We start from the raw sequence: 22,758 nt of genomic DNA, 5'->3' as shown, positions 1-22,758 counted from the left end.
AGGCTGCTTTCTTCTCTGTATCAATTGAGGCAGGGCTAACTGACAACAGTGCAAATAAATGGGTCATCGATTTGGCGACCTATGTTTACAAACAGATATACAAGCAAATTGATATAATTAGTGTAAACATATGATGTATGCGATCGCAATAGTGCATTGAGCTATTTTCGTACAAAGCGATCATAGCTGGGGGGATGAGTACATATTTTGATGGTCATTAACATTAGCAACTTGTGAATTAAGGTTTTGAATTATCGATTAAAAACCAAACCGCATGATGCAAGATAAACAGAAGCCATTAGTTGGAGAGTCGATCTTAAAAATTTAAGTTTATTGTGAATGACACCACTGGAGATATCACAGCTTGGGTGGCGGAATTGCAGAAATACCTTAAAGGTGACCTGAGTGATAAAGGATAAAGTCAGTTGGAGCGCTTCAATATTACTGTTTGAAAAATAGGCAGAAATGACAGTAAACGTTATAAAAAGCGACTTTAGATCACTTATTGAACGAATAAGGCTCCACTTTCGTTGCATTTGTTAATTTTCTGCTTTACTTTCAGTTCGCAATGATAAAGAAGAGGGATTTTTGTGTCGTTATTGAGAAATGTCTGTATTGGTTTACTGGTAGCGCTTATGTTTACCGGATGTGCAGTGGATAAAAGACCAGATAGCTATAAACCTGCTATCAATATCAGCCCATCTATCGCAGCCCACGCAAGTTTACTTTCAAAAGATCAAGCCTTACAACATGCATTAGAACGTCGTAATCTGGTCATCAGTCGCACTGGTGAAGTATTGCCGTTAAATCAAAATGTGTGTCAATCTGCGCTTTATTATCAAATTAGCGATAGACCGTTGCCGAGTTATATTGGTCAGCATCAAGATTTACTTAGTGGCTTTGTTTTAAAAGTCATTTATAGCGATGAACAGTGGAAAGTCGTTAATCCCGAGCGTGAATTGATGCCACTTAACGATTTTTATGAAGACTTTTCTGCTACATTCTCAGCACAAGACCAGTTAATATTTCAGCCATCTGCTAACACAACAAACGCCCAATTGAAGCAGCTTATGCAAGTTGTGAGTCAGGTGTTTGAACAACATGCCAATTCATTTATTGTGTCTGCGAGTCAGGCTGCGTCGGTTAAGATCGCAGGGTTTCAGGCCATCACCACCAAAGCAAATAGCCAGCAAAGATTTATTCGTTCGTCATCTCACGGGGTCACCCAAATACAAGTAAACGATAGCTTTGGTGATAGTGAAACCTTAGCCATTATTTTCGAGTCGGATCCATTAACTGCGTGCATGAAAACCAATACTAGTTTGGTTAATGATCCAGTAAACGATGAGCTAAAACCACCATTAAAAATCGACCAACAACTACTGGTAGCTACATTGCCTAAAGATGCTGACTTTAATCAGTTAGCTGAGCAAGAAGCGCTATTTAGCGAAGGGGTTTATCTCAACATATGGGGTGATAAAAAGCCTTATGGCGATAACAACAAGTTAATTGCCGATCGATGCATTAAGCCAGAAAGTCATTTACTTGCTGAATGCAGTAGCAGAATTGGCGACGGTAACACTAAAACCGTAAATGGCAGAGCAATTTTAAGGCGCGTAAATAATGAAAAGTAAACTTTTTGAGCACTTCATTATTGTGTTCATACTGGCTTTGTTCAGTGTGTATGTTTGTTTAGAGTTATCGCTCAATGTGCTATTGATTGACTTATATGCTCAGCCTATTCAACAGGTTTTTGGTGAATTTAGTCTAAACGCCGAGCGGCTCGAACTTTTTGGTCGAGTCTTGTCTGGTTTTGGTTTGGCTTTATGTATCACAACGTTTTTCGTTAACAGTAAACGAGTTAAAACGCTCTTGCCTTCATTGGCTGATAAAGACGATAAATATGTTAATAAGCAGCTAAATTGGAAAATTAGGCCGCTAGTATTACTGGTTGCTTGGGCGCTTATCATTCCTTCGCTTCGCGTGGCAGTCGATACCGCGGTTAACATTACCAGTAATGAAGGTAAGCTAGGTGCCGTAAGAGCTATTGTTTATAAAGAAGCTTACTTGGCTGAAGTGGTCAGTATTGAAGGATTTCCAGAGTTAGATAACATTGCCAGTGACCCAAATCGAAAGCAATTGATGGTCGCAATGATCCCGTCTTTAGCTTACTTATCAACGGGCTTTAATAGCCTGATTGGCAGTAATTTAGAAAGCATGGCCAATCAGTTTTTGTTAAGCCGCCAAGAAGATGTGTTTATAGCAGAAGCGTTACCGCGAATTCGTCAGTTTGATCGCGTTTATGAGCAAGAGTTTTCGCAATATAAGCAAGCCAGTAAAGAGTATGTCACTGCATTTAAAAGAGAAAATAATTATGCATTGATTGAAGCTGAGCGTGTTGCGTTACTAAAGCAAGCTAATACTAATATCAGTGACCACTGGAAAGAATACTCTGAAGCCTTGCTTACTGCAGGTGAGTTTAGAGAAAGCTATGCCACTGATGATGAAAGTGTGCTTCGTAAAGAATTTAGTGAATTTAAAAGAAGATACTGGGACTCAGATTGTAAAAGAGATTGCCGAGATAGAAATAGACAACTCTTTGCAGATTACATCAACAACCTCAAATTTGAAGATGGAGAACCGTTCGGTATTTACTTAGCACCTGATGAGATCAACGCTTCTAAAGTGTTTAAGTCTAAATATAATTTACTGGGAATGTTTGATAGAGGGCGAGTGAACTACTTACACCGCCATTATGGCATTCCAGAAGACATGGAGTATGAGCAGTACCTTAGCTCAACAATCGCGACCCAAATAGCGATTAGCACATTTAAAAGTGGGATCGTTAACGTCAGTAATGATTGGACATTTGATGATCATCAACAACTGCGAAATGCGATTGAAGCTAAATATAAAGGCCGAGCCAAAGCCATTTGGAATGAATATCTTGCGTCATCTCAATTTAAGCTACCAAAGCCAAGGCTTGACCGAGTGGCATTTGCTCGTTCTGATGTTGTTAAGCAGTTTGCAAGTGATAGCCTAGGGCCATTTTATTTGTCGAGCTTTACACCAGGCATTTCTGAACAAAATTACAAGAAAAAATGGCTGGATCAACAAGACAATATTTCGTTCATTAAAATGGTCACATCGACGGCAGCCACAGCCGCATTTTCGCCTGGCGGTAGTATGCATAAACTGGGTAAAGATGCGGTCACCTTAGCGGTTATTCCTCCCTTTAGTATTGTCGCCAGCTTGTTTGCGATTGGCGGGTTATTTTTAAAAATTGGCCTTTACCTATATCCACGCCATAAAGGGTATTTATCTGTCGCGATTGTAGGCGGTGTCTTGGCCTTTGCGTTGCCGGTTGGTGCTAGCCTGAACAGCAAAAGTGCTTACAACCAAATGATGGCTAATTTTGCTGATACATACAGTACAGAGTCATTGCTTGACCAAGGCTTTACTATGGGCTTTGGTTACGTGATGGATATTGAGAATGGTATCCACAGTACCTATCGCCGTTTAGCTGTTATTGGTGTTGTTGCTGAGCTGCTATATGCCAATACAGACACTCAGGATGCAGCTACTGGTGAGATTATTTCAAGGGAAAATCCATTTAGAATTTACGATGATTTTGCTCATAAACAACTGCAATTTATCCCTAAGTTACTGGGGTTTCAAGAGGTTGTCTCGCCATTTGACACGAATATTACTGTACTAAAACAAGACCTCAATGTGGGGGCTTATATGGGTGTCAGGTTAGCGGACAATAAAGTGAAATCAGTCAGCATGCCAAACTTTTTAGAGCATACGAATATCGGTGTGCTTGCAGAGCAAAAGTACTTCTATAAACCTAAGGTTAGCGAGTTAGCCACTAACTTTATTTCTAATTATGACGACCCGATTTATTGGTTTAATTTAAGCCAAGGCTCGGTTGGGAAGAAGTCAGTTATTGATAAGCTTGAAACCAATATGGTCAGCTATTTAAATAATAATGAAGAAACCTTAGCTTTACTTAATAGCTTAAAGAGTAAAGGCCATAATAACCTTATTTTGTTAGAGCTTGAGAACAGTAAGCGCTACCGCTGCTTTATGTTAAAAAGCCTTGATGCTGCGGCCATTAGTCAATCAATCAGCCTGAATACCTTTGATTACCAAGAGCTGCCAAAATGTAAGGCGACAATATGAGGCAAGTAATAATTATCACTGTTAACGATGCCAGTAGACAGCAAGTTGTTGGTGTTGAAACGCTTTGTTTTTATCGAATGAAAGACAGGGCAAGGAAAGTATACGAGATGAAAAATAATGACTAACGCACTCTCATGGATTGTAGAGCTAGTTGTCGGATGGCTAGCTGAAAACATATCAACCTTACTTGTAGCCTTAATTGTAGTGGGGTGTATTTATTACTTTAATCTACAAGAACAAGCCGCCATTGCAGAGCTTGGTAAACAGGCTGAATTAATAAAACTTAAAATTTCAATGATAACGGAGTAACCCTATGACTGAAACTGCCAAAAAATCCAAGGTTACTTTCACCTTAGACTTCAATTTTTTTAGCTTGCTTACCTTGTTAATTGTGTTGTTTTTCGCTTATACCGCGCACAAAAAGAACATGGATAATGCCGATAAAATGAATAATTTATTGGTTAAGTATGAACAAACCCTAGATGCAGCAATCGCTGGCGACAAGGTGACGCTTGCCCAATATCAGAAAAATGTAAAAAAAGCGGTGGCGTCGTTGTCACCTAAAGAGAAAAAATTATTGTTGGCTTTACTCGAAATCGACAATAAAAAGCCGCTATAAATGAAATAAGGATGTCAGAAAGGACATCCTTTTTTATTAAATATTTCAATATTATAGGTGTTGAATTGGCCTAAATCAGTGGTTTAATCGCACCACGAATCTTAGCTATTTGGTTACAGGTTCCCGTTTGTGAACAGTTTTCTAGTTCGATGAGCATATGATCAATAAAGCGTTGGCTGGCAAGGCTAATATATCGTCTCGATGGGTAGACTAAATAGCACTTTCCTTCATAAGGGGCTGAGTCTTTGAACAGCATTTCTAGTTGACCTGTTTTGACATAATCTTGGCAAAAAGGTAATGGCATCATGGCGATACCAGCTCCAGCTAAAGTGGCTTCTAAACAAACAGATAGGTTGTTGACACATAAATTCCCTTTTACTGATAAAACCATGTCTTGGCCGAATGGGACTTCATTAAATATTCGTCCATTTGGGTATCGAAATAAAATTGAATTGTGATCGCTGATTTCTTCAGGGGTTTGCGGCGTTCCAGCTCGGGCAAGGTATTCAGGGCTTGCAAAAAAATGCACTGTCTCGCTCATGATGTGCCTAGCAACCATTTCATTTTCATTAAATGAATCTTCCAATATAAACGCCAAATCAATATTGTTGCGGATCATATCTTGAGGTTCGGCACTGACAATAATTTCAACTGTGATGGAAGGATGCAGATCCATAAAATGTAAAATGCCTTGGGTTATTTGCAATAACTCAGGAATAGGGAAGACAAGAATTCGTAAATGACCACCGACATCGGTTTTCTCATTAGTCAGTTCTGACAAGGTTTCTTCTAATGAAGACATCATTGAAGTGGTTTTATCGTAAAAGTGACTGCCCGATGCTGTTAATGTCATTGAGCGGCTTTGGCGGTGAAAAAGCTTTACCGATAATTCATCTTCTAATGCTTGTAAGCGTCGACTCAAGGTTGATTTTGGTAAGTTCAAAATGTCTGCAGCCTCAACAAGGCTGCCGGTTTCAACGATTCTATGGAACAGCGAAATATCTTCAGTTTTCATCTAGATGACTCTTTAAATTGTATTTAACTTATCCATAGCGTTAACAAAGTCCTGACTATCTATTATCAGTTTGCACACACAATTCTGTATATAGCAAGCAAATATAGTTTCATTTAATGGAACCTATGGTTCCAGATCATTCCATTTTATTCAACCATAATCACTGGTATCTTTGCGCCTTGTTTACATCAAGGTTACATGACTTTGTTTCGCTATTGGGAATTCGAAAATGAAACACCTCCTACTACCATTTTCACTTTTATTGTTCATTCTGATGACATCGGGTTGTACTGCTGAGTCTATTGAAACGCCTCCACCGACAACTCGGCCAGTGAAATTGCTAACAGTGACAGATGTTAATGCAGGCTCCATTCGCGCTTTTCCAGCAAAAGTCGCTGCGACTAAACAAGCTAACCTTGCTTTTCGAGTCTCAGGTCATTTAGTTGAGTTGTCGTTATTTGAAGGGCAGCAAGTGCGAAAGGGTACTGTGCTTGCACGTCTTGATGATCGAGATGCGCGTAACACGTTATTAAACCGCGAAGCCGATCATGAGCTTGCTGCAGCTGACTTCAAGCGCAAAGGTGAGCTATTAAGACGTGAGCTTATTTCTGCCGCAGAGTATGACTTAGCAAAGGCCCAGCTTAAATCAGCTGAAGCGAATCTTGCGAATGCAAAAGATCAATTAAGTTATACCGTTTTGAAAGCGCCATATACAGGCACAATTGCCAAGATTGATATGGACAACTATCAGATGGTACAAGCGAACCAAGCCATTTTAGTGCTGCAAAAGACAGCAACATTGATGTGGTGATTCAAGTACCTGAATCATTAGCGAGCACGGTAACGCGATTTAATCCTAATTCTAGTTTTGTCCCTCAGGTGCGCTTTGCTAATAATCCTCAAAAAGCATACCCAGTAAAATTGAAAGAACATGCAACGCAAATTACTCAAGGCACTCAAACCTATGAAGTGGTATTTACCTTGCCACGGCCACAATCTATCACTGTTTTACCTGGTATGAGCGCTGAGGTGAGTATGGATGTGACTGGGACAGAGCCAAGTTCTATCACTGCAATTGTTCCTGCTAATGCAGTGTTTAAGCGTGATGCAGATGGTCAAGATGTTGTTTGGTTATACAGTGACGAAACGGGTACGGTGAATCAGCATATAGTGACTATCGGTAATGTAACGACTCATGGTATTGAAATTATTGATGGTATTAATATTGGCGATCAAGTTGTGGTTGCTGGTGTGCAGTACTTATCTGAAGATCAAGTAGTGAAGCCGTTGCGCTGGCAACGAGGTGTATAAGCGATGAATTTTGCAGAGTTATCAATCACCCGTAAGGTGATCAGCTGGATGTTCGCGTTACTGTTGTTGGTTGGCGGTAGTTTTTCATTTTTTAGTTTAGGGCAGTTGGAGTTTCCTGAGTTCACCATTAAAAATGCCTTAGTGGTGACCGCATACCCAGGCGCATCGCCTGAGCAAGTGGAAGAAGAAGTCACTTTACCGCTGGAAGATGCTTTACAGCAGCTTGATGGAATTAAGCATATTGTTTCGATAAATAGTGCTGGCCTGTCTCAAATCGAAATCGAGATTAAAGAGCAATACGACAAAGACGCTTTGCCACAAGTGTGGGATGAAGTGCGCCGTAAAGTGAATGACAAAATTGGCGAGCTGCCACCTGGTGCTTATACCCCAAGTGTTATTGATGATTTTGGCGATGTTTACGGCATTTTACTCAATGTCAGTGGTGAAGGTTATAGCAACCGTGAACTGCAAAATTATGCTGACTTTTTACGTCGTGAATTGGTACTGGTAGATGGGATTAAAAAAGTTACCATTGCAGGTCAAATTAGCGAACAAGTCGTCGTGGAAATTTCACAGCAGAAGCTAAATGCCCTTGGATTAGATCAAGATTATATTTATGGGCTAATTAACAGCCAAAATGTGGTATCCAATGCCGGCAGTATTCGTGTTGGTGATAACCGTATTCGTATTCATCCCACTGGTGAGTTTGATAACGTCAGTGAAATGAAACGCTTAATGGTCAGTGCCCCAGGCAGCTCTAAATTAGTCTATTTAGGCGATATTGCCGATGTATATAAGGATGTCGAAGAAACACCAAGCAATGTGTACCACGCTAATGGCAAGAATGCGCTATCAATTGGTATCTCGTTTTCGAGCGGTGTTAACGTGGTTAAAGTGGGTGAAGCTGTTAATGCGAGAATGGTTGAGCTTAATGGCGAATTACCCATAGGTATGCAGCTAGAAACCGTTTATGACCAAAGCAAAATGGTGGATCAAACCGTCAATGGTTTTTTGATTAACTTAGCTGAGTCCATCGCCATTGTGATTGGTGTATTGCTGATATTTATGGGCGTACGCTCTGGCGTATTAATTGGTTTAGTACTCCTGCTGACAATCTTGGGCACCTTTATCGTGATGAAAGTGCTTAACATTGAATTGCAGCTGATATCACTGGGTGCGCTGATTATTGCATTGGGGATGCTGGTGGATAACGCCATTGTAGTTACTGAGGGGATATTAATTGGCATTAAACGTGGTAAAACCCGTTTAGAAACTGCCAAAGAAGTCGTCACACAAACCCAATGGCCGCTACTGGGCGCCACGATTATTGCCATCATTGCTTTTGCGCCAATTGGTTTGTCGGATACTGCGACAGGTGAGTTTTGTGTGTCGCTATTCCAAGTGCTATTAATCTCACTATTTATCAGTTGGATTACCGCAATGACCTTGACGCCGTTCTTTTGCAATATGATGTTTAAAGATGGTGAAATCAGTGCAGACGAAAGCCAAGATGATCCTTATAAAGGTTGGTTATTTCAAAGCTATCGAAGCAGCTTAAATCTCGCTATGCGTTTTCGTAGTGTGACAATCGTATTGATTATCGCTGCATTGCTGAGCTCGTTATATGGCTTTGGCTATGTAAAGAACGTGTTTTTCCCTGCATCGAATACACCGATATTCTTTGTGGATGTGTGGATGCCAGAAGGCACAGATGTTAAAGCGACTGAAGCCTTCTTACATAAAATAGAGGCCAATCTGTTAGCCGAGCAAGCAGAAAAAGATGTCGGGATGGTTAACTTAACCACAGTATTAGGCCAAGGTGCACAGCGTTTTGTTTTACCTTACGTACCGGAAAAGGGCTACAGCGCATACGGTCAGCTCTTGATCGAAATGACTGATTTAACCACAGTAAACAGCTATATGCGTACGCTTGAGAAAGAGTTAAGTCAGCGCTTTCCTGAAGCTGAATACCGTTTTAAATATATGGAAAATGGCCCGAGTCCAGCCGCTAAAATTGAAGCCCGCTTTTATGGTGAAGACCCTAAAATATTGCGTGAATTGGCAGTGCAAGCCGAAGCGATTTTAAAAGCAGAACCAACGGCAGTGGGCGTTCGCCATAATTGGCGCAATCAAGTGCCGATGATCCGCCCTCAATTAGCATTAGCGCAGGCCCGTGAAACAGGCATTAGCAAGACAGATTTAGATGATGCGTTATTGACTAACTTCAGTGGTAAGCAAGTGGGCGTTTACCGCGAAAACAGTCACTTATTACCTATAGTGGCACGCGCACCAGCGAGTGAACGTTTAGATGCTGAAAGCATTTGGAAGCTGCAAGTGTGGAGCTCTGAAAATAACACATTCGTGCCAGCAACACAGGTGGTCTCAGGGTTTGATACTGAATGGGAAAACCCTTTGGTGATGCGCCGTGATCGCAAACGAGTATTATCTGTTTTGGCCGATCCTGTTAACGGTACAGACGAAACCGCTGATTCAGTATTTCGTAAAGTTCGCCCAGCAATTGAAGCTATCGAATTACCAGCAGGCTATGAGCTAGAGTGGGGCGGTGAGCATGAAGTCTCTGTTGAAGCACAAGAGTCGGTATTTAGCTCTTTGCCATTAGGTTACTTAGCCATGTTTTTAATTACGGTCTTATTGTTTAACTCTGTCAGACAACCGTTAGTGATTTGGTTTACCGTGCCGCTAGCATTAATTGGTGTGGTGTCCGGCTTATTGTTATTTGATGCGCCCTTTAGCTTTATGGCGCTACTTGGGTTACTCAGTTTAACTGGGATGATCATTAAAAATGGCATCGTGCTGGTGGACCAAATCAACGTTGAATTAGCTCAAGGCAAAGTCCCTTATCAAGCGGTTGTTGATTCATCAGTGAGCCGTGTTAGGCCAGTGCTTATGGCGGCAATTACCACCATGTTAGGTATGGTGCCGCTGTTAAGTGATGCCTTTTTTGGCTCAATGGCGATTACTATTATCTTTGGTTTGGGCTTTGCGTCGATTTTGACATTGATTGTTTTACCTGTGGCATACACCATCGCATTTCGGATCCCTTATCAAGGAAAAACCGTCGCAATCTAATGATTCAGCAAGGGGCACCTTGCACATGAGATGATGAAATAAAGCCTAACTTGTCGAGCAAGTTAGGCTTTTTTATGTGCAATTACACTGGACGATTTGGGTAGTAAACCCTATAATTGAACGAGTGCTCAATATAATTTGAGTATTATTTTGTTCAGTTAATATATCGAGACCGCTATGAGTAAACCTGCCAAATTTAACCGTGAAGAGACCATTCAAAAAGCGGCCAATTTATATTGGGAAAAAGGCTTTCACGCTACATCGATGCGTAACCTTCAAGAAGTGATTGATATGCGTCCTGGCAGTATCTATGCAAGCTTTGGTAGCAAAGAAGGGCTATTTAAAGAAGCACTACAGCACTATGCAACATCAGGTATTGTTCAGTTAAACCAGTGTATCGCCGATAATGATTCTCCTATTGCAGCGCTTAAACAATTTGTTGAAACGGCTGTGCTGGCTAATCGTAATTGTGCCCCGAGTGGCATGTGTATGCTTGTTAAAACGGTGGCGGAATTGACTGACGAAAATGCAGATTTACTTGAACAAGCAAAGCGGTCATTAGTGATGGTTGAGACAGCATTTGCCGAGTTATTGGCGCAAGCGCAAGCACAAGGTGAAGTAGACACTCAGCAGACACCTCAAGCATTGGCACGTTTTTTACAAGTACAGATTATCGGTATTCGTACTTATGCCCATGCCAATAGCGACGATAATACGATTCAGGATTTTATCGACGCAATTTTCAGTAATCCGCCTTTAGCCAAGTAGAGTTAATAAGACTTTTCATCGTTGAAGTGATGTTATTGAAGGTGCTGTTATTAAAAGCTCTGCTATTTACTGAGTACATATCATTAAAGGGTAAGGAGTGAACAAGGTGAAAGAAAATCTAAAGCGACCAAACATCACCTTGGCTTTTGATGTGTATGGCACCTTAATTAATACTCATGGCGTGTTAATCCTGCTCGAGACAATGATAGGCGACAAGGCTAAAGCCTTTTCCAATCGTTGGCGTGAAAAGCAATTAGAGTATTCCTTTCGTCGCGGGTTGATGAAAAACTATGTTCCTTTTAGTGACTGTACTCGCCAAGCACTTGAATATACCTGCGATTATTATCAAATTTCCTTATCTGCTGAACAAAAACATGCGCTGATGGAGTGTTATAAAACCTTACCCAGCTTTGAAGATGTTAAGCCTGCCTTGATAACATTGAAAGCCCAGGGTTATCGTATGTTTGCTTTTTCAAATGGCACTAAGCGTGCCGTTGAAACATTACTGCATGCTGCGGGAATAGATGCATTGTTTGAAGGGGTCGTCAGCGCTGACGAGATAAAAACGTTTAAGCCTAACCCAGATATTTACCAACACTTTTTACAGGCAACTGAGTCAAAGGAAAGTGATACTTGGCTGATATCAAGTAATCCGTTTGATGTGATTGGTGCAATAGCGACGGGGCTTAAAGCGGCATGGGTTAAGCGAACTGAAGGCGCTGTATTTGATCCGTGGGAAATGCAGCCTAACGTGATTGTTGCTGATTTACATCTGCTTGATTCTGCACTTAACGAGTGTGTTGAATAGGTGCTAAGCTCACTCGTAAGCGAGCTGATAACTAGGTTGTTATTAACGTGTAATATCCGATAGTCACTGATAATAACTAGCTGATAGTAAGTAGCTGATAATAATTAGCTGATAATAAGTAACTGGTAGTAAATAACAGATAGTAATTGAAGCCTTAGTAGAATTAAGCAACTCGCTTTTTATTTTTAAGCATTTCTTGATCGGCTTTATCGAGTAAATCAGTAAAATTAGCATGTAAATCGACTTCGATACTACCAATAGAGACGGAATACTCAGGTAAATGTTTCGCGCGTTTCGCGCAGCAAAAACCAACCTCTAGACGTTGCTTAAAGGCAACGAGATCGGACTCATGTTCTAACATAACCAGTGCGACAAATTCATCCCCACCAATACGACCAATGACATCACTTTGGCGCACGGTATTCTGCAATACTGTGCCAATGTGCTTAATCATATCGTCACCCGTTTTATGGCCATATTGGTCATTAATAAGCTTAAAGTTATCGACATCTAAGTAGCAAAGTCCCAGCTTAGCTTGGTTACGTTTGGCTAGCGCAATACGTTGCTGACTCAGGGTTTCAAAGCCACGACGATTATTAATGCCTGATAAAGGATCTGTAATCGCCAGTTGCTGCATTTGGCCGTATAAATCGATTAAGGCGAGATCAGATTCAAGAATGTCTTTTAATTGTTCAATAAGCTCTAAGTAACTGTCCTCATATTCTGTTTGCTTATAATCCATGACACAGAATGTTCCGAAAGGGTGCCCGTCAGGCCAAAAAACGGGGACGCCCAAATAAGACGTAAAGTCATCGTTGTGGACTTCTGGGTTGGTATCCCAACAAGGGTCTATCGGGGCATTGGGCACATATAGCGGATTGCCAGTTTCAACGATACGGCGACAGAAAATATTGGCTTCGGGTTCTATGACAATGCCTGCTGCATAGGGATTAGTGTCTTGCTGACTTGAGATAGTGACTTGAAATCCATCATCGGGGGTAAATTGAACTAAAAAACCGGCAGGAGCATGAAATACTTTAGCAAGTAAGTTAACCGTTTTCTGCCATTTATCTAATGATATGAGCTCATTAGGATTATCAAGAAGAAATGTTTTGGGATCAAATATTGTTTTTTTATTCATTGACCAGTCCGTCATACACTTTCGGTTAATCAATTATAGTTCAAGAATGGAATGATGAGATTTTACCTCTAAACAGTCGCAGGGAAGAGCAATAACAAAGAGTTGATAGAGGACTGCTGAGTGATTTACGCGCGAGATTATTGAAGGGTTAATGAGTCTGGTAAACCTATTACGCTTCGGGTGAAGCGAATAGATTGATTCATATTCATATTCATACCAGTGCCCGTACTTAAGCAAAGCTACTTAGCTAATTCGCCAAGTAAATCACTAAGCACTTGTTTATAAGTCCCAACAGGGTGGGCACCGTTTAGCGCGCTGGTGCGATTAAACACTACTGTTGGCACTGATGAAATACCCGCCGCTGTCCATTGGCTTTTTACCATATTGATGCGCGTTCGCACCTCAGGGTTATCCAGTAACGCCATTGCTTTATCAACTTGTAAACCGACTGCGGCTAACTCTTCAGCTAACACTGCTCTGTCTGAGATATCTTTATGTTCAGTGAAGTAGGCAGAAAATAATCTTAGCTTGAGCTGGGTTTGCTTATCGAATTGTTTGGCATAATCTAACAATATGTGCGCATCGAAGGTATTCACTATGTGCATGTTATCGCCAAAGTTAAATTCAAAACCTAACTCGGCGCCACGAGCGGTAATATTGGCGCGGGCTTGGTCACTCTCTTCGCGGCTCGAACCATATTTGCGTGCCACGTGAGCACGTAACTCTTCACCTTCTGGTGGCATGTTTGGGTTAAGTTCAAACGGTTGCCACTCAATATCGACTTTATCTGCAATATCCAGCTCGCGAATCGCTTGTTGTAAGCTTTGATAACCAACAATGCACCATGGACAAACAACATCTGACACGATATCGAGTTTAATTTTATCTGACATGCTTAGCCTTGTTTTTGTTGTGATGAAACGCAAACTAGCGAAAGCAGATAATGCTTTCGCTAGTGCTATGTTTTACTTGTTATCTTGCCATGTAAATGGCTGAAATGGCGCATCTACTGGAGTATGTGCAATGTGATTAACGTAGTTGCTGATCACTTTTTGCGACAAACCTAAAATAATTTCCAGTAACTGCTGTTGACCATAACCTGCCGCAAAGAAGGCGTCCATTTCTGCATCGGATAATAAACCACGTTTACGAACCATGAGTAATGTGGTGTCGTGCAGCGCTTGTAACTTGTCAGTTGGCATAGCAGTGCGGTTTCTTAGTGCTTCGGTTAATTCACTATCAACCTTCATCATTCCTGCAATAGCGGTATGTGCTGGGACACAATATGTGCAGCCATGCTCAACATTAATGGTTTGCCATACTACGGTAAGCTCTTCGGCGTTAAATGATGAGTTAGTAAATAGTTTATGTAGGTCTTGATATGCCTCAAATGTCGCAGGAGACTCAGCCAGCACACCATGTAGGTTGGGGATCATGCCGTTAGCTTTTTTAGATTGCGCTAATAAATCTTTACTTGCTTCAGGCGCAGTCTCTAAGGTGTGAATAGTAAATTTGCTCATGGTGTACTCCAGAATTTATATCATTCAAATGTGTTTAATTAATTCAAATATTATTAGCAGTAATACACCATGTTGTTGGCGTACATTTGCTTGGCGTGGTTAAAATATAGAATGAATTGAACGATCGTTCAAGTTTTATTTTGAACAATTGTTCAAAATGGTTTGATTATCTATCTAAGGTGATGAAAACTATCAGCAAAATAATTGTGCTGATAAAAAGTGTTACATTAGTCGTTATCTGAATTGGTTGATGGAGCTGTTGGGCGAGGGGCTTTATGTTTTGCTATTCGCTTGCTATAACTAGTTGTAGCTATAGCTGCTTTATTTTCGAGAATTTTTGCCGTTTATCGTTAGTTTTGATCATTATTTGGAAAGACATCTATGAGAGGCCAGTCGCCTTATTCTCGCGTTGAGCGAATCCTTGAATATATCCATCGCCATATCGATCAAACCTTAGGTTTGGATGATTTAGTGGAGGTGTTTGGCATTTCAAGATGGCAATTGCAGCGTATTTTTCAGCAGCAAACTGGTTTAAATGTGGCCCAATATGTCAGGGAGTTAAAGTTAAGTTTAGCAGCCGAAAAAGTACTGACGACCCATGATCGTATGCTAGATATAGCGTATCAATTTGGTTTTACTTCTGAGGTCAGCTTTAGTCGTTCATTTAAACAACTGTTTGGTCTTAGCCCTAGTCAATATCGCAGACGGGGTACCAAAGTTGGTCTAAGAAACCCTATCACTCAACGAGCTGAGCATTTTATTGATAGTACTTCTTTGCAGACCCGTATTGAGCATCGACCAGAGTTTACTGTTTATGGTATTTCAAGTCCGTTAAACGGTTTGTTGGAAGCCTCGCCAAACGTGGCAACAATTGTGCCTAATTTATGGGAGACCTTATTTAGTCAACTCGGTGAGAGCACGGAATGTAAAGCGCAATTGGTTGGGGTTGTAGATACCCAACAGCAAACACCAGAGCATGCCAATTTACATTATTGGGCGGCATTGCAAATCGATGCACCTTCTGCTGAAACATTACAGTCCTATGTTACACAAGCTAAGTTATCCAGTTTGGTTATCCCTACCCAAGATTATGCTGTGGTGTCTTACCATGGTTTAGCGAGTGGCTTTAGCCAATTGGTTGAGTGGTTAATATGCGATTGGTTACCTCAATCAGGCTTTGACAGCGTGAATGGTTTTGAACTTGAACATTATGGACCACTCACGTCCCATATTGATACACCCACCGATATGGAATATTGGTTACCTATTCGAACCTTGCCTTAATACAGTTAATTAGGAATTGTGATTTTACTCTCGAAATCATACTTTATTTCAAATTTCCTCGTTTCATGCACCAAATTGTTAAATGTAATAGGATGAAACACTATATTATTCGCGCTTGATAATCATTCTCATTACTATTCATGTTTGTTGACATGAAATTGAACGATATAAGGCAGAGGGCGGTATGGTCTCATCTAAGAATAAGAAGTCATTTAACATCACCATGGTTGCAGCAGCAATCACTACTTCAATGGCATATAGCCAGCAAGTATTGGCTGAAGAAAGCAATGACTTAAGTATTGAAGTGCCAAAGTTTGAGACAATTACTGTTCTCGGCCAAGCCTACAGAAACACAGCAACCAAAACGTCTTTAACGCCACTAGAGACGCCACAAGGTGTGACGGTTATTGACAGTGAGTTGTTAGATCAGCGAGGTGTTAAGTCGTTAAACCAAGCGCTTCGTTATGTTCCTGGTGTCACTACCGAGCAAAAAGGTGGCGCAGTCACCATGTATGACACCTTCAATATCCGTGGTTTTGATGTAAACCAAAGCTACTATGACGGCTTGGTGCTGCAATCATTAACAGGCTGGAACTTACAACCACAAATTGACCCTATTGCACTTGAGCAAGTTGAAGTGTTTAAAGGCCCGACATCAGTACTTTATGGCTCAATGCCACCTGGTGGCATGGTCAATATGATTGCCAAAACGCCACAAGAAATGCGCAGCACTGATGTGAATGTTGCAGTGGGTTCTGACAACCTGACCGAAGCATCGATTGATACTACTGGCCAAATTGGCGATAGTGATTTCTCATACCGTGTGATTGCTTTAGCACGCAGTAAAGATGGTCAAGTAGACCATACTGAAGAAGAGCGTTTTGTATTCGCGCCTTCGATCGATTGGAATGTGTCAGATAGCACTTACATTAACTTTAACTTGTACTATCAAAATGACCCGTCAATGGGGATGAATTCATCATTACCTGCATCGGGCATGATTTACGACAACCCAAATGGCAGCACGAGCCCATCGACATTTGCGGGTGATAAGAATTGGTCTGAGTTTGAGCGTGAATTTGTGTTAGCTGGTTATAAAATCAATCACGATTTCAACGATAACTGGTCGTTCTTACAAAACTTCCGCTATATGGATGCGACGTTATCGCAAAAGAACACTTACCACTTAGGCGACAACTTTGACCCTATGACAGGTGACTTAGATCGTAACATCTACAGCACTGAAGAGAGCTCAACGGGCTACACCATAGATAACCAGTTATCTGGTTTAGTCTATACGGGTAACTTAGAGCACAACCTATTGTTTGGTTTGGATTACCAAAAACTTGATGGTGTGTCAGCGTACTCAGAGTACGGCACGACGACCCAGTTTGGTACGTTCAATATCTTCAACCCAAATAATGACATGATTGACCCATCGCAGTTGTCATCAACCTATGATGCAAAAGATGATGTGATGGTTGAGCAAACGGGTTTGTATTTCCAAAACCAAATGCGCTACAACAACCTGATCATGATTTTAGGTGGTCGCTATGATGATTACAGTTCATCAAGTGAATATTCAGATGACTACGGCGATAGTAAATCAGCAGCTGATCATCAAGAGTTCTCTTACCGTGTTGGTGCTATGTATGAGTTCGACAATGGTATTTCGCCATTTGTTAGCTACGCAACGAGCTTTGAGCCAGTTGCAGGGACTAAAACGGATGGTTCAACCTACAAGCCTGAAATGGGTGAGCAGTTTGAGTTTGGTTTAAAATATGGCTCGGCTGATCAAAGTAAAACAGCGGCATTGTCATTCTTTAACATCGTGAAAAGTGACGCGCTAATGGCTAACCCAGATGACCCATGGGGCGATAAGCTGCAAATCGGTGAAATCGAATCTCGTGGTGCAGAGTTTGAAGGTCAATGGTATGTGACTGACAGTTTTGATGTTGCCGTTAACTACACTTACATCGACATGGAAATTACCAAAGACAGTGGTAATGGCTTACAAGGTACACAGCCTATCTATGTGCCAAAACATGCTGCATCGTTATGGACTAACTACCATATTGATGATGGTGCGTTAGCAGGTATGCGTATTGGTGGTGGTGTGCGTTACGTGGGCGAAATGCAAATGGATGCCATGAACACAGACCAAGTTGATTCTTACACCTTAGTTGATTTATCAGTGGGTTATGACTTAGGTGAGTTCAGTACTAGCTTGCTAGGTGCCAGTGTTAACTTAGTGGCTAATAACCTATTCAACGAAGAATACTACACCTGTTATGACTCAGTGAATTGTTGGTACGGTGCTGAGCGAAACATTGAATTAAATTTCAAATATAACTTCTAATCTAGTGTGAAGTGTTTGCCATAAAGCGGAACCGTTTCGCTTTATGGCCCTAATTTATCGATTGGTCAGGCCATGAGTTTAGCTGTTTTTAACGATATATATCAGCAATGTGAACAAATCTCTCCTTATCTTAAAGGGGAGATTTTGGTTTCTGACCGTCCAGATTCTTCTTTGATTTCATACCATGGTTCTAACCTAGCGAATATCCGCTCACTGTATCAAAGTATCAAGCTGCAATCGCCTGAGGCTGGTCAAGCTTATTGGCTCACTCGTAGCTGGGATTTACTGACATGGCAGCCATTGTATGTTGCCATTACTGCGATTTATCACTGCCAAGTCTTGCCTGATTTATGCAATATGTCTCAGCGTCATCAAGATGGTGTCGTGGCAGGTTTTTGTTTTTCATGTACTGACTGCGATACCGGTGAGTATCATCAGTTAGTCAGCGTTGCAGGTCAGCAACTTTTGACTATTTTCGAGCATTTTCGCCAAGAGCTAGATCAATCTGTTCGCTGTCGCCCTCGATTTGTTGAGCACTTAATTGCAGATGCATTATTGTCTCGCTTACTCTTATTGCAACAGACTAATCCTGAATTCTCTGCTACTTTTATTCGTCAACAGGCCGTGTTGTGGCTCGATGCTTTGTCATTATCTGATGAGCACATCACGAAGATTCAGCTTTCACCTATAACAAACCAATTAGTGTTTACACGTTCTAGCTGTTGCTCCGTGTATAAAACCGTTACTGGCCAAAAGTGCGCTAATTGCCCCAAGTTAAAACAGAAGAGTGTTTAATGTACCAACTGAGTCACGTTAAAGTTATCCGCGATGAGCGCACCATTCTTGATATTGAACAACTGAACATAGATCCCCACGCCTTAACCGTCGTGCTGGGTCATAATGGTTCTGGTAAGTCGACACTCGTTAATCTTTTGGCTAACCAGTTTCAGCCAGAAGCCGGTGACATTACCTTAGATAACCAACCGCTGAAAAAATATTCTGCCAAAGAGCTTGCTAGAACCGTTGCTTATTTGCCGCAAAAGCTACCTGAGGTGGCAGGGTTAAATGTGTCAGAGCTTGTTCGCTTGGGGCGTTTCCCTTGGCGTGGCACGCTAGGGCGCTGGCGTGATGAAGACCAACAAATTATCGAAAAAGCGATGGCTGAAACTGGGGTTACAGAGTTTAAAGATGCGTTAGCGGATCAACTATCAGGTGGTGAGCGACAACGTACTTGGGTGGCAATGTTATTAGCTCAACAGGCCAAAATGATGATCCTTGATGAGCCCACATCCGCTTTAGATATTCAGCACCAATATCAATTGATGGAGCTACTCAGTCGCTTGAATAAAGAAACCGGTGTAGGGGTGATTGTCATTTTGCATGACCTTAATTTAGCGCTGCGTTTTGCCACGCAAATAGTGGCATTAAAGAAAGGCCAGATAGCGTTTCAGGGGGATACTGATATTTTACTTGATGAAGCCTTGCTAAGTGATTTATATGCAACGCCAGTAACCTTAGTTGATCATCCAAACAAGCCACATAAGGTGGCGATTGTATGTTAAAACCATCTGCCTTGTTATGGTCGTATTTATTGGCATTTATTGTGATTATGCCAGCGTTTGCAGAGCCTAGTGTCGCTGTCGATACTGGCAAAACAAACACCCAAATTACCATTGAGGATAGTCGTGGTATTCAGGTTTTACCTCGTACTCCTAAGCGTGTTGCAGCGCTCAATTGGGATATTGCAGAGCAAGTATTAGAGCTGGGCGTTACACCTATTGCTATGCCAGATGTTGCAGGGTACAAAGAGTGGGTGATGAACCCGTTAGTACCCGATGAGGTGATGGATGTTGGCACTCGTGTGGAGCCTAACTTTCAACGTTTAGCAGCATTCAAACCTGATGTGATAATCATTGCATCACCACAGTTAGATTTATTACCCCGACTTGAGCAAATTGCGCCAGTATTATTTTTTCAAACCTACAGCGAGCATCATGACAATGCTAAGGCGGCGTTAGATAACTTTTTTAGTATCGCAAAAGTATTAGACAAAACCTCACAAGCTCAAGCCAGAATTGACAAAATGCATGCAGTGATTGATGAGCAGAAACAACAATTACTCACGGCATACCAAGGCAAACTGCCTAATGTAAGCACTTTTAGGTTTGCCAGTATGACCTCGGTTTATTTGTATGGTGACAATTCTACCGCTCAATATGCTTTATCGTTACTTGGTATCAAACCTGCTATCGAAGTGGAAGCCACTCAATGGGGCGTGAAGCAGCAGAGGTTAAAATCACTTCGACATGTGGGTGATGGCGTCGCACTGTATTTTGAGCCTTTTGCCCAAGAAGCTGAACTTGAAGAAAGTGTCATGTGGAATGCCATGCCTTTTGTGCGTCACAACAAGATGAACAGTATTGAACCTGCATGGAATTATGGCGGGGCCATTTCAATTGAATACATGGCTCAAGCTCTTACTCGCAGCTTATTAGCGATTGCGCCAACCTCTGAGATTCATAAGGGGGCGATGCATGAGTAACCTTGCGATGTCGCAGCGCTACGTATTTACCTTTGTTGCACTGGTATTAGCGGTATTGATGTCGGCGCAGATTGATACCCAAATCCTTGTTTCCGAGCAGTTGTCATTGTTGATGAACTTTTCTGACAGACTCACGTTGGCAGATAGTTTTGATGCCATCATGTTTGTCGAGTCTCAACTGCCACGGATTGTTATGGCAATCATGGTTGGCGCCATGTTAGGCCTGGTCGGCAGTTTAATGCAGCAGTTAACACAAAACCCATTAGTGTCGCCCATGACGCTGGGTACTGCTTCAGGGGCTTGGCTTGCACTGGTGGTGATGAATGTGTGGTTTCCGTCGTATGTGGGTGACTATGCACCGATAGCGGCATTAATTGGCGCCATGCTGACATTGGGATTAGTGATTCTAATTGCGGGAGTTCGCAACCTTGCTGGTTTACCTGTGGTGTTGGCAGGTATGGCGGTTAATATCTTACTGGGTGCTATTGCAACGGCGATTATTCTACTTAATGACCAATATGCTAAAAACCTGTTTATATGGGGAGCAGGGGATCTAGCACAAAATGGTTGGGCGCAAATACAGTGGCTACTGCCTAAGTTGTCTGTAGCAGTACTTATCTTCATATTCGCACCACGGATATTAGCCTTGTTGCGCATGGGACAAGCAAGTGCATCTGCCCGTGGGCTGAATATCATTCCTGCCATTTTAGGCTTATTTGCCATTGGCCTGTGGCTTATTGCAGCCAGTATTACCAGCGTTGGTGTGATAAGTTTTATTGGCTTGTTAGCGCCAAATATTGCTCGGCAGCTGGGAGCAAGAACCCCAAAAGATGAACTGTTTTACAGCATGTTGTTGGGCGGTCTTATTCTAGTGTTAACCGATGCACTTGCTGTGGGGTTAAGTGTATTAACCTTTGATTTAGTGCCATCGGGTACCGCTGCTGCCTTTATCGGTGCGCCCGCATTGATTTGGTTTACTCGCCGTAAACTATCAGCTCAAGATCAGTTGTCTTTTTCAATGCCGAAAAGTCATTATGTGATGAGCCAAGCTAAATTAATGGTGTTAGTTGCTGGTTTAGTGTTACTCGGCTTATTTACGACGGTATTTAATCAAGTCACTGTTGCTCAAGATGTATCGAGTGCGCAAGACATCATCTGGACTTGGGCAATACCTGACGCCTTTGGCTGGCAAATTCAGTGGCCAAGGTTGCTGACTGCAGCCTCTGCTGGAGCTGGGCTTGCGGTCGCAGGCGTGCTACTTCAACGTTTGATTTATAACCCGTTGGCAAGTCCTGATATTTTAGGTATTTCTGCCGGGGCGACATTAGCCTTAGTGGGCGGTGCGATTTTTGTTGGGTTAAATATTTTTAGCACTGCGCCTGCCATTGCCTTTTTAGGTAGCATGTCGGTATTAGCTATCTTATCGGTCTTAGGCAAACGGCATCAGTATGCGCCTTCAATGCTTATTTTAATTGGTATCGCACTGACTGCATTGATTGAAGCCATAGTGCAATTTGCGTTAGCCAAAGGCGATGAAACGTCTTATATCATTTTGAGTTGGTTGGCTGGCTCAACCTATCGAGTGACACCAGCTTCGGCATTAACCTTAGTTGCCATGGTGACTGGTTTAATTGGTTTTGCATTGGTGACATGTCGCTGGTTAACATTGATTTCAACGGGGCGAGAGTTTGCTAAAGCCAGAGGCTTGAACGTGCCCAAAGCATTTGTCTTGTTGCTAAGCTGCGTGGCATTACTTTGCGCTGCTGTCACTGCCACCATGGGACCTGTCGCATTTATTGGTTTACTTGCACCGCATATGGCAGTGATTTTAGGTGCCAAAAAAGTTGAAATGCAATTACCAACAGCTGCGGTATTAGGTGCAGGCTTGATGGTGTTTTCTGATTGGTTAGGGCAAAACCTAGTTTATCCGTCGCAAATTGCCGCTGGGACTATCGTATCTGTCGTTGGCGGAATTTACTTTATCTTGCTGCTATTACAAGGCCGGCGGTCGATGAATTAGTCTTATATCAGTTAAAAACTAACTGGTATTGGACAACAGGTGCCAATAAAAAAGCCCAGTTACACTGGGCTTTTTTGTGGTTAAAACAAGATGTTT

The 22,758-nt window shown here is 41.8% G+C and carries 18 protein-coding genes and 1 pseudogene; 15 read left to right on the top strand and 4 right to left on the bottom strand.

Annotation, left to right across the window (positions count from 1 at the left end):
* Window positions 1–590: 590 nt before the first annotated feature.
* From SJ2017_RS19695 to SJ2017_RS19680, 5 genes are read left to right on the top strand one after another with little or no spacing between them, the layout of a single operon-like run.
* Complete coding sequence (locus SJ2017_RS19695) at window positions 591–1,634, top strand: hypothetical protein (protein WP_080917085.1); 1,044 nt, start codon at window positions 591–593, stop codon at window positions 1,632–1,634.
* Window positions 1,624–4,185, top strand: coding sequence for a hypothetical protein (locus SJ2017_RS19690; protein WP_080917084.1), 2,562 nt, complete (start codon window positions 1,624–1,626; stop codon window positions 4,183–4,185). The genes SJ2017_RS19695 and SJ2017_RS19690 overlap by 11 nt, the downstream gene beginning before the upstream one ends.
* Window positions 4,182–4,310: a hypothetical protein gene (locus SJ2017_RS21895; protein WP_276328885.1), complete on the top strand. Its 129-nt coding sequence runs from the start codon at window positions 4,182–4,184 to the stop codon at window positions 4,308–4,310. The genes SJ2017_RS19690 and SJ2017_RS21895 overlap by 4 nt, the downstream gene beginning before the upstream one ends.
* On the top strand, window positions 4,303–4,494 hold the full coding sequence (locus tag SJ2017_RS19685) for a hypothetical protein (protein ID WP_055025553.1): 192 nt from the start codon (window positions 4,303–4,305) through the stop codon (window positions 4,492–4,494). Before SJ2017_RS21895 ends, SJ2017_RS19685 begins: the two co-directional genes overlap by 8 nt.
* Before the next feature lie 4 nt (window positions 4,495–4,498).
* A complete protein-coding gene (locus SJ2017_RS19680; RefSeq protein ID WP_055025552.1) occupies window positions 4,499–4,804 on the top strand; it encodes a hypothetical protein in 306 nt (101 codons plus the stop codon).
* Window positions 4,805–4,874: 70 nt separating this feature from the next.
* Here SJ2017_RS19680 and SJ2017_RS19675 read toward each other — a convergent pair whose 3' ends face one another.
* Window positions 4,875–5,819 (bottom strand): LysR family transcriptional regulator, encoded by a 945-nt coding sequence (locus SJ2017_RS19675; protein ID WP_080917082.1) that lies wholly within the window; start codon window positions 5,817–5,819, stop codon window positions 4,875–4,877.
* A 229-nt stretch (window positions 5,820–6,048) separates the two neighbouring features.
* Here SJ2017_RS19675 and SJ2017_RS19670 point away from each other — a divergent pair.
* The 4 genes and pseudogenes from SJ2017_RS19670 to SJ2017_RS19655 all read left to right on the top strand — a co-directional run bounded on the left by SJ2017_RS19670 (window position 6,049) and on the right by SJ2017_RS19655 (window position 11,796).
* A pseudogene (locus SJ2017_RS19670) lies at window positions 6,049–7,130 on the top strand (efflux RND transporter periplasmic adaptor subunit).
* Window positions 7,131–7,133: 3 nt separating this feature from the next.
* Window positions 7,134–10,220: an efflux RND transporter permease subunit gene (locus SJ2017_RS19665; protein WP_080917081.1), complete on the top strand. Its 3,087-nt coding sequence runs from the start codon at window positions 7,134–7,136 to the stop codon at window positions 10,218–10,220.
* Between the two features lie 177 nt (window positions 10,221–10,397).
* A complete protein-coding gene (locus SJ2017_RS19660; RefSeq protein ID WP_080917079.1) occupies window positions 10,398–10,988 on the top strand; it encodes a TetR/AcrR family transcriptional regulator in 591 nt (196 codons plus the stop codon).
* A gap of 106 nt (window positions 10,989–11,094) precedes the next feature.
* Window positions 11,095–11,796 (top strand): haloacid dehalogenase type II, encoded by a 702-nt coding sequence (locus tag SJ2017_RS19655; RefSeq protein ID WP_244899738.1) that lies wholly within the window; start codon window positions 11,095–11,097, stop codon window positions 11,794–11,796.
* Between the two features lie 163 nt (window positions 11,797–11,959).
* Here the strand turns inward: SJ2017_RS19655 and SJ2017_RS19650 are convergent, their stop codons facing one another.
* From SJ2017_RS19650 to SJ2017_RS19640, 3 genes are all read right to left on the bottom strand, one after another.
* Window positions 11,960–12,937: a sensor domain-containing diguanylate cyclase gene (locus SJ2017_RS19650; protein ID WP_080917078.1), complete on the bottom strand. Its 978-nt coding sequence runs from the start codon at window positions 12,935–12,937 to the stop codon at window positions 11,960–11,962.
* A 239-nt stretch (window positions 12,938–13,176) separates the two neighbouring features.
* Window positions 13,177–13,830: a DsbA family oxidoreductase gene (locus SJ2017_RS19645; RefSeq protein WP_080917076.1), complete on the bottom strand. Its 654-nt coding sequence runs from the start codon at window positions 13,828–13,830 to the stop codon at window positions 13,177–13,179.
* Window positions 13,831–13,902: 72 nt separating this feature from the next.
* Window positions 13,903–14,457 (bottom strand): carboxymuconolactone decarboxylase family protein, encoded by a 555-nt coding sequence (locus tag SJ2017_RS19640; RefSeq protein ID WP_080917074.1) that lies wholly within the window; start codon window positions 14,455–14,457, stop codon window positions 13,903–13,905.
* 381 nt (window positions 14,458–14,838) lie between these two features.
* On the opposite strand from SJ2017_RS19640, the gene SJ2017_RS19635 reads away from it, so the two are divergent.
* The 6 genes from SJ2017_RS19635 to fhuB all read left to right on the top strand — a co-directional run bounded on the left by SJ2017_RS19635 (window position 14,839) and on the right by fhuB (window position 22,662).
* Entirely contained in the window at window positions 14,839–15,741 is a 903-nt protein-coding gene (locus tag SJ2017_RS19635; RefSeq protein WP_080917073.1) for a helix-turn-helix domain-containing protein, read from the top strand.
* 184 nt (window positions 15,742–15,925) lie between these two features.
* Window positions 15,926–18,100, top strand: a complete 2,175-nt coding sequence (locus tag SJ2017_RS19630) for a TonB-dependent siderophore receptor (protein ID WP_080917071.1) — start codon at window positions 15,926–15,928, stop codon at window positions 18,098–18,100.
* A 72-nt stretch (window positions 18,101–18,172) separates the two neighbouring features.
* Window positions 18,173–18,895, top strand: coding sequence for a siderophore ferric iron reductase (locus SJ2017_RS19625; protein ID WP_080917070.1), 723 nt, complete (start codon window positions 18,173–18,175; stop codon window positions 18,893–18,895).
* Window positions 18,865–19,662, top strand: coding sequence for an ABC transporter ATP-binding protein (locus SJ2017_RS19620; protein WP_225442122.1), 798 nt, complete (start codon window positions 18,865–18,867; stop codon window positions 19,660–19,662). The genes SJ2017_RS19625 and SJ2017_RS19620 overlap by 31 nt, the downstream gene beginning before the upstream one ends.
* Window positions 19,656–20,642 carry an ABC transporter substrate-binding protein gene (locus SJ2017_RS19615; RefSeq protein ID WP_218919239.1) on the top strand — a complete coding sequence of 329 codons (987 nt, stop codon included), beginning with the start codon at window positions 19,656–19,658 and terminating at the stop codon, window positions 20,640–20,642. Before SJ2017_RS19620 ends, SJ2017_RS19615 begins: the two co-directional genes overlap by 7 nt.
* Window positions 20,635–22,662 carry a Fe(3+)-hydroxamate ABC transporter permease FhuB gene (gene fhuB / locus SJ2017_RS19610; RefSeq protein WP_080917068.1) on the top strand — a complete coding sequence of 676 codons (2,028 nt, stop codon included), beginning with the start codon at window positions 20,635–20,637 and terminating at the stop codon, window positions 22,660–22,662. The genes SJ2017_RS19615 and fhuB overlap by 8 nt, the downstream gene beginning before the upstream one ends.
* Window positions 22,663–22,758 lie beyond the last annotated feature (96 nt).

Origin of the sequence: Shewanella japonica (genome assembly GCF_002075795.1) — a bacterium.
In the GTDB taxonomy this organism is placed as follows: Bacteria; Pseudomonadota; Gammaproteobacteria; order Enterobacterales; family Shewanellaceae; genus Shewanella; species Shewanella japonica.
The sequence above is the reverse complement of the archived record's forward strand: the minus strand, read 5'-3'. Positions and strand labels throughout refer to the sequence as shown.

Coding starts and splice junctions, on each gene's coding strand:
- SJ2017_RS19660 (WP_080917079.1), top strand. CDS start 10,398: ATGAGTAAACCTGCCAAATTTAACCGTGAAGAGACCATTCAAAAAGCG.
- SJ2017_RS19640 (WP_080917074.1), bottom strand. CDS start 14,457: ATGAGCAAATTTACTATTCACACCTTAGAGACTGCGCCTGAAGCAAGT.
- SJ2017_RS19665 (WP_080917081.1), top strand. CDS start 7,134: ATGAATTTTGCAGAGTTATCAATCACCCGTAAGGTGATCAGCTGGATG.
- SJ2017_RS19625 (WP_080917070.1), top strand. CDS start 18,173: ATGAGTTTAGCTGTTTTTAACGATATATATCAGCAATGTGAACAAATC.
- SJ2017_RS19650 (WP_080917078.1), bottom strand. CDS start 12,937: ATGAATAAAAAAACAATATTTGATCCCAAAACATTTCTTCTTGATAAT.
- SJ2017_RS19630 (WP_080917071.1), top strand. CDS start 15,926: ATGGTCTCATCTAAGAATAAGAAGTCATTTAACATCACCATGGTTGCA.
- SJ2017_RS21895 (WP_276328885.1), top strand. CDS start 4,182: ATGAGGCAAGTAATAATTATCACTGTTAACGATGCCAGTAGACAGCAA.
- SJ2017_RS19635 (WP_080917073.1), top strand. CDS start 14,839: ATGAGAGGCCAGTCGCCTTATTCTCGCGTTGAGCGAATCCTTGAATAT.
- SJ2017_RS19680 (WP_055025552.1), top strand. CDS start 4,499: ATGACTGAAACTGCCAAAAAATCCAAGGTTACTTTCACCTTAGACTTC.
- SJ2017_RS19685 (WP_055025553.1), top strand. CDS start 4,303: ATGACTAACGCACTCTCATGGATTGTAGAGCTAGTTGTCGGATGGCTA.
- SJ2017_RS19690 (WP_080917084.1), top strand. CDS start 1,624: ATGAAAAGTAAACTTTTTGAGCACTTCATTATTGTGTTCATACTGGCT.
- fhuB (WP_080917068.1), top strand. CDS start 20,635: ATGAGTAACCTTGCGATGTCGCAGCGCTACGTATTTACCTTTGTTGCA.
- SJ2017_RS19615 (WP_218919239.1), top strand. CDS start 19,656: ATGTTAAAACCATCTGCCTTGTTATGGTCGTATTTATTGGCATTTATT.
- SJ2017_RS19675 (WP_080917082.1), bottom strand. CDS start 5,819: ATGAAAACTGAAGATATTTCGCTGTTCCATAGAATCGTTGAAACCGGC.
- SJ2017_RS19645 (WP_080917076.1), bottom strand. CDS start 13,830: ATGTCAGATAAAATTAAACTCGATATCGTGTCAGATGTTGTTTGTCCA.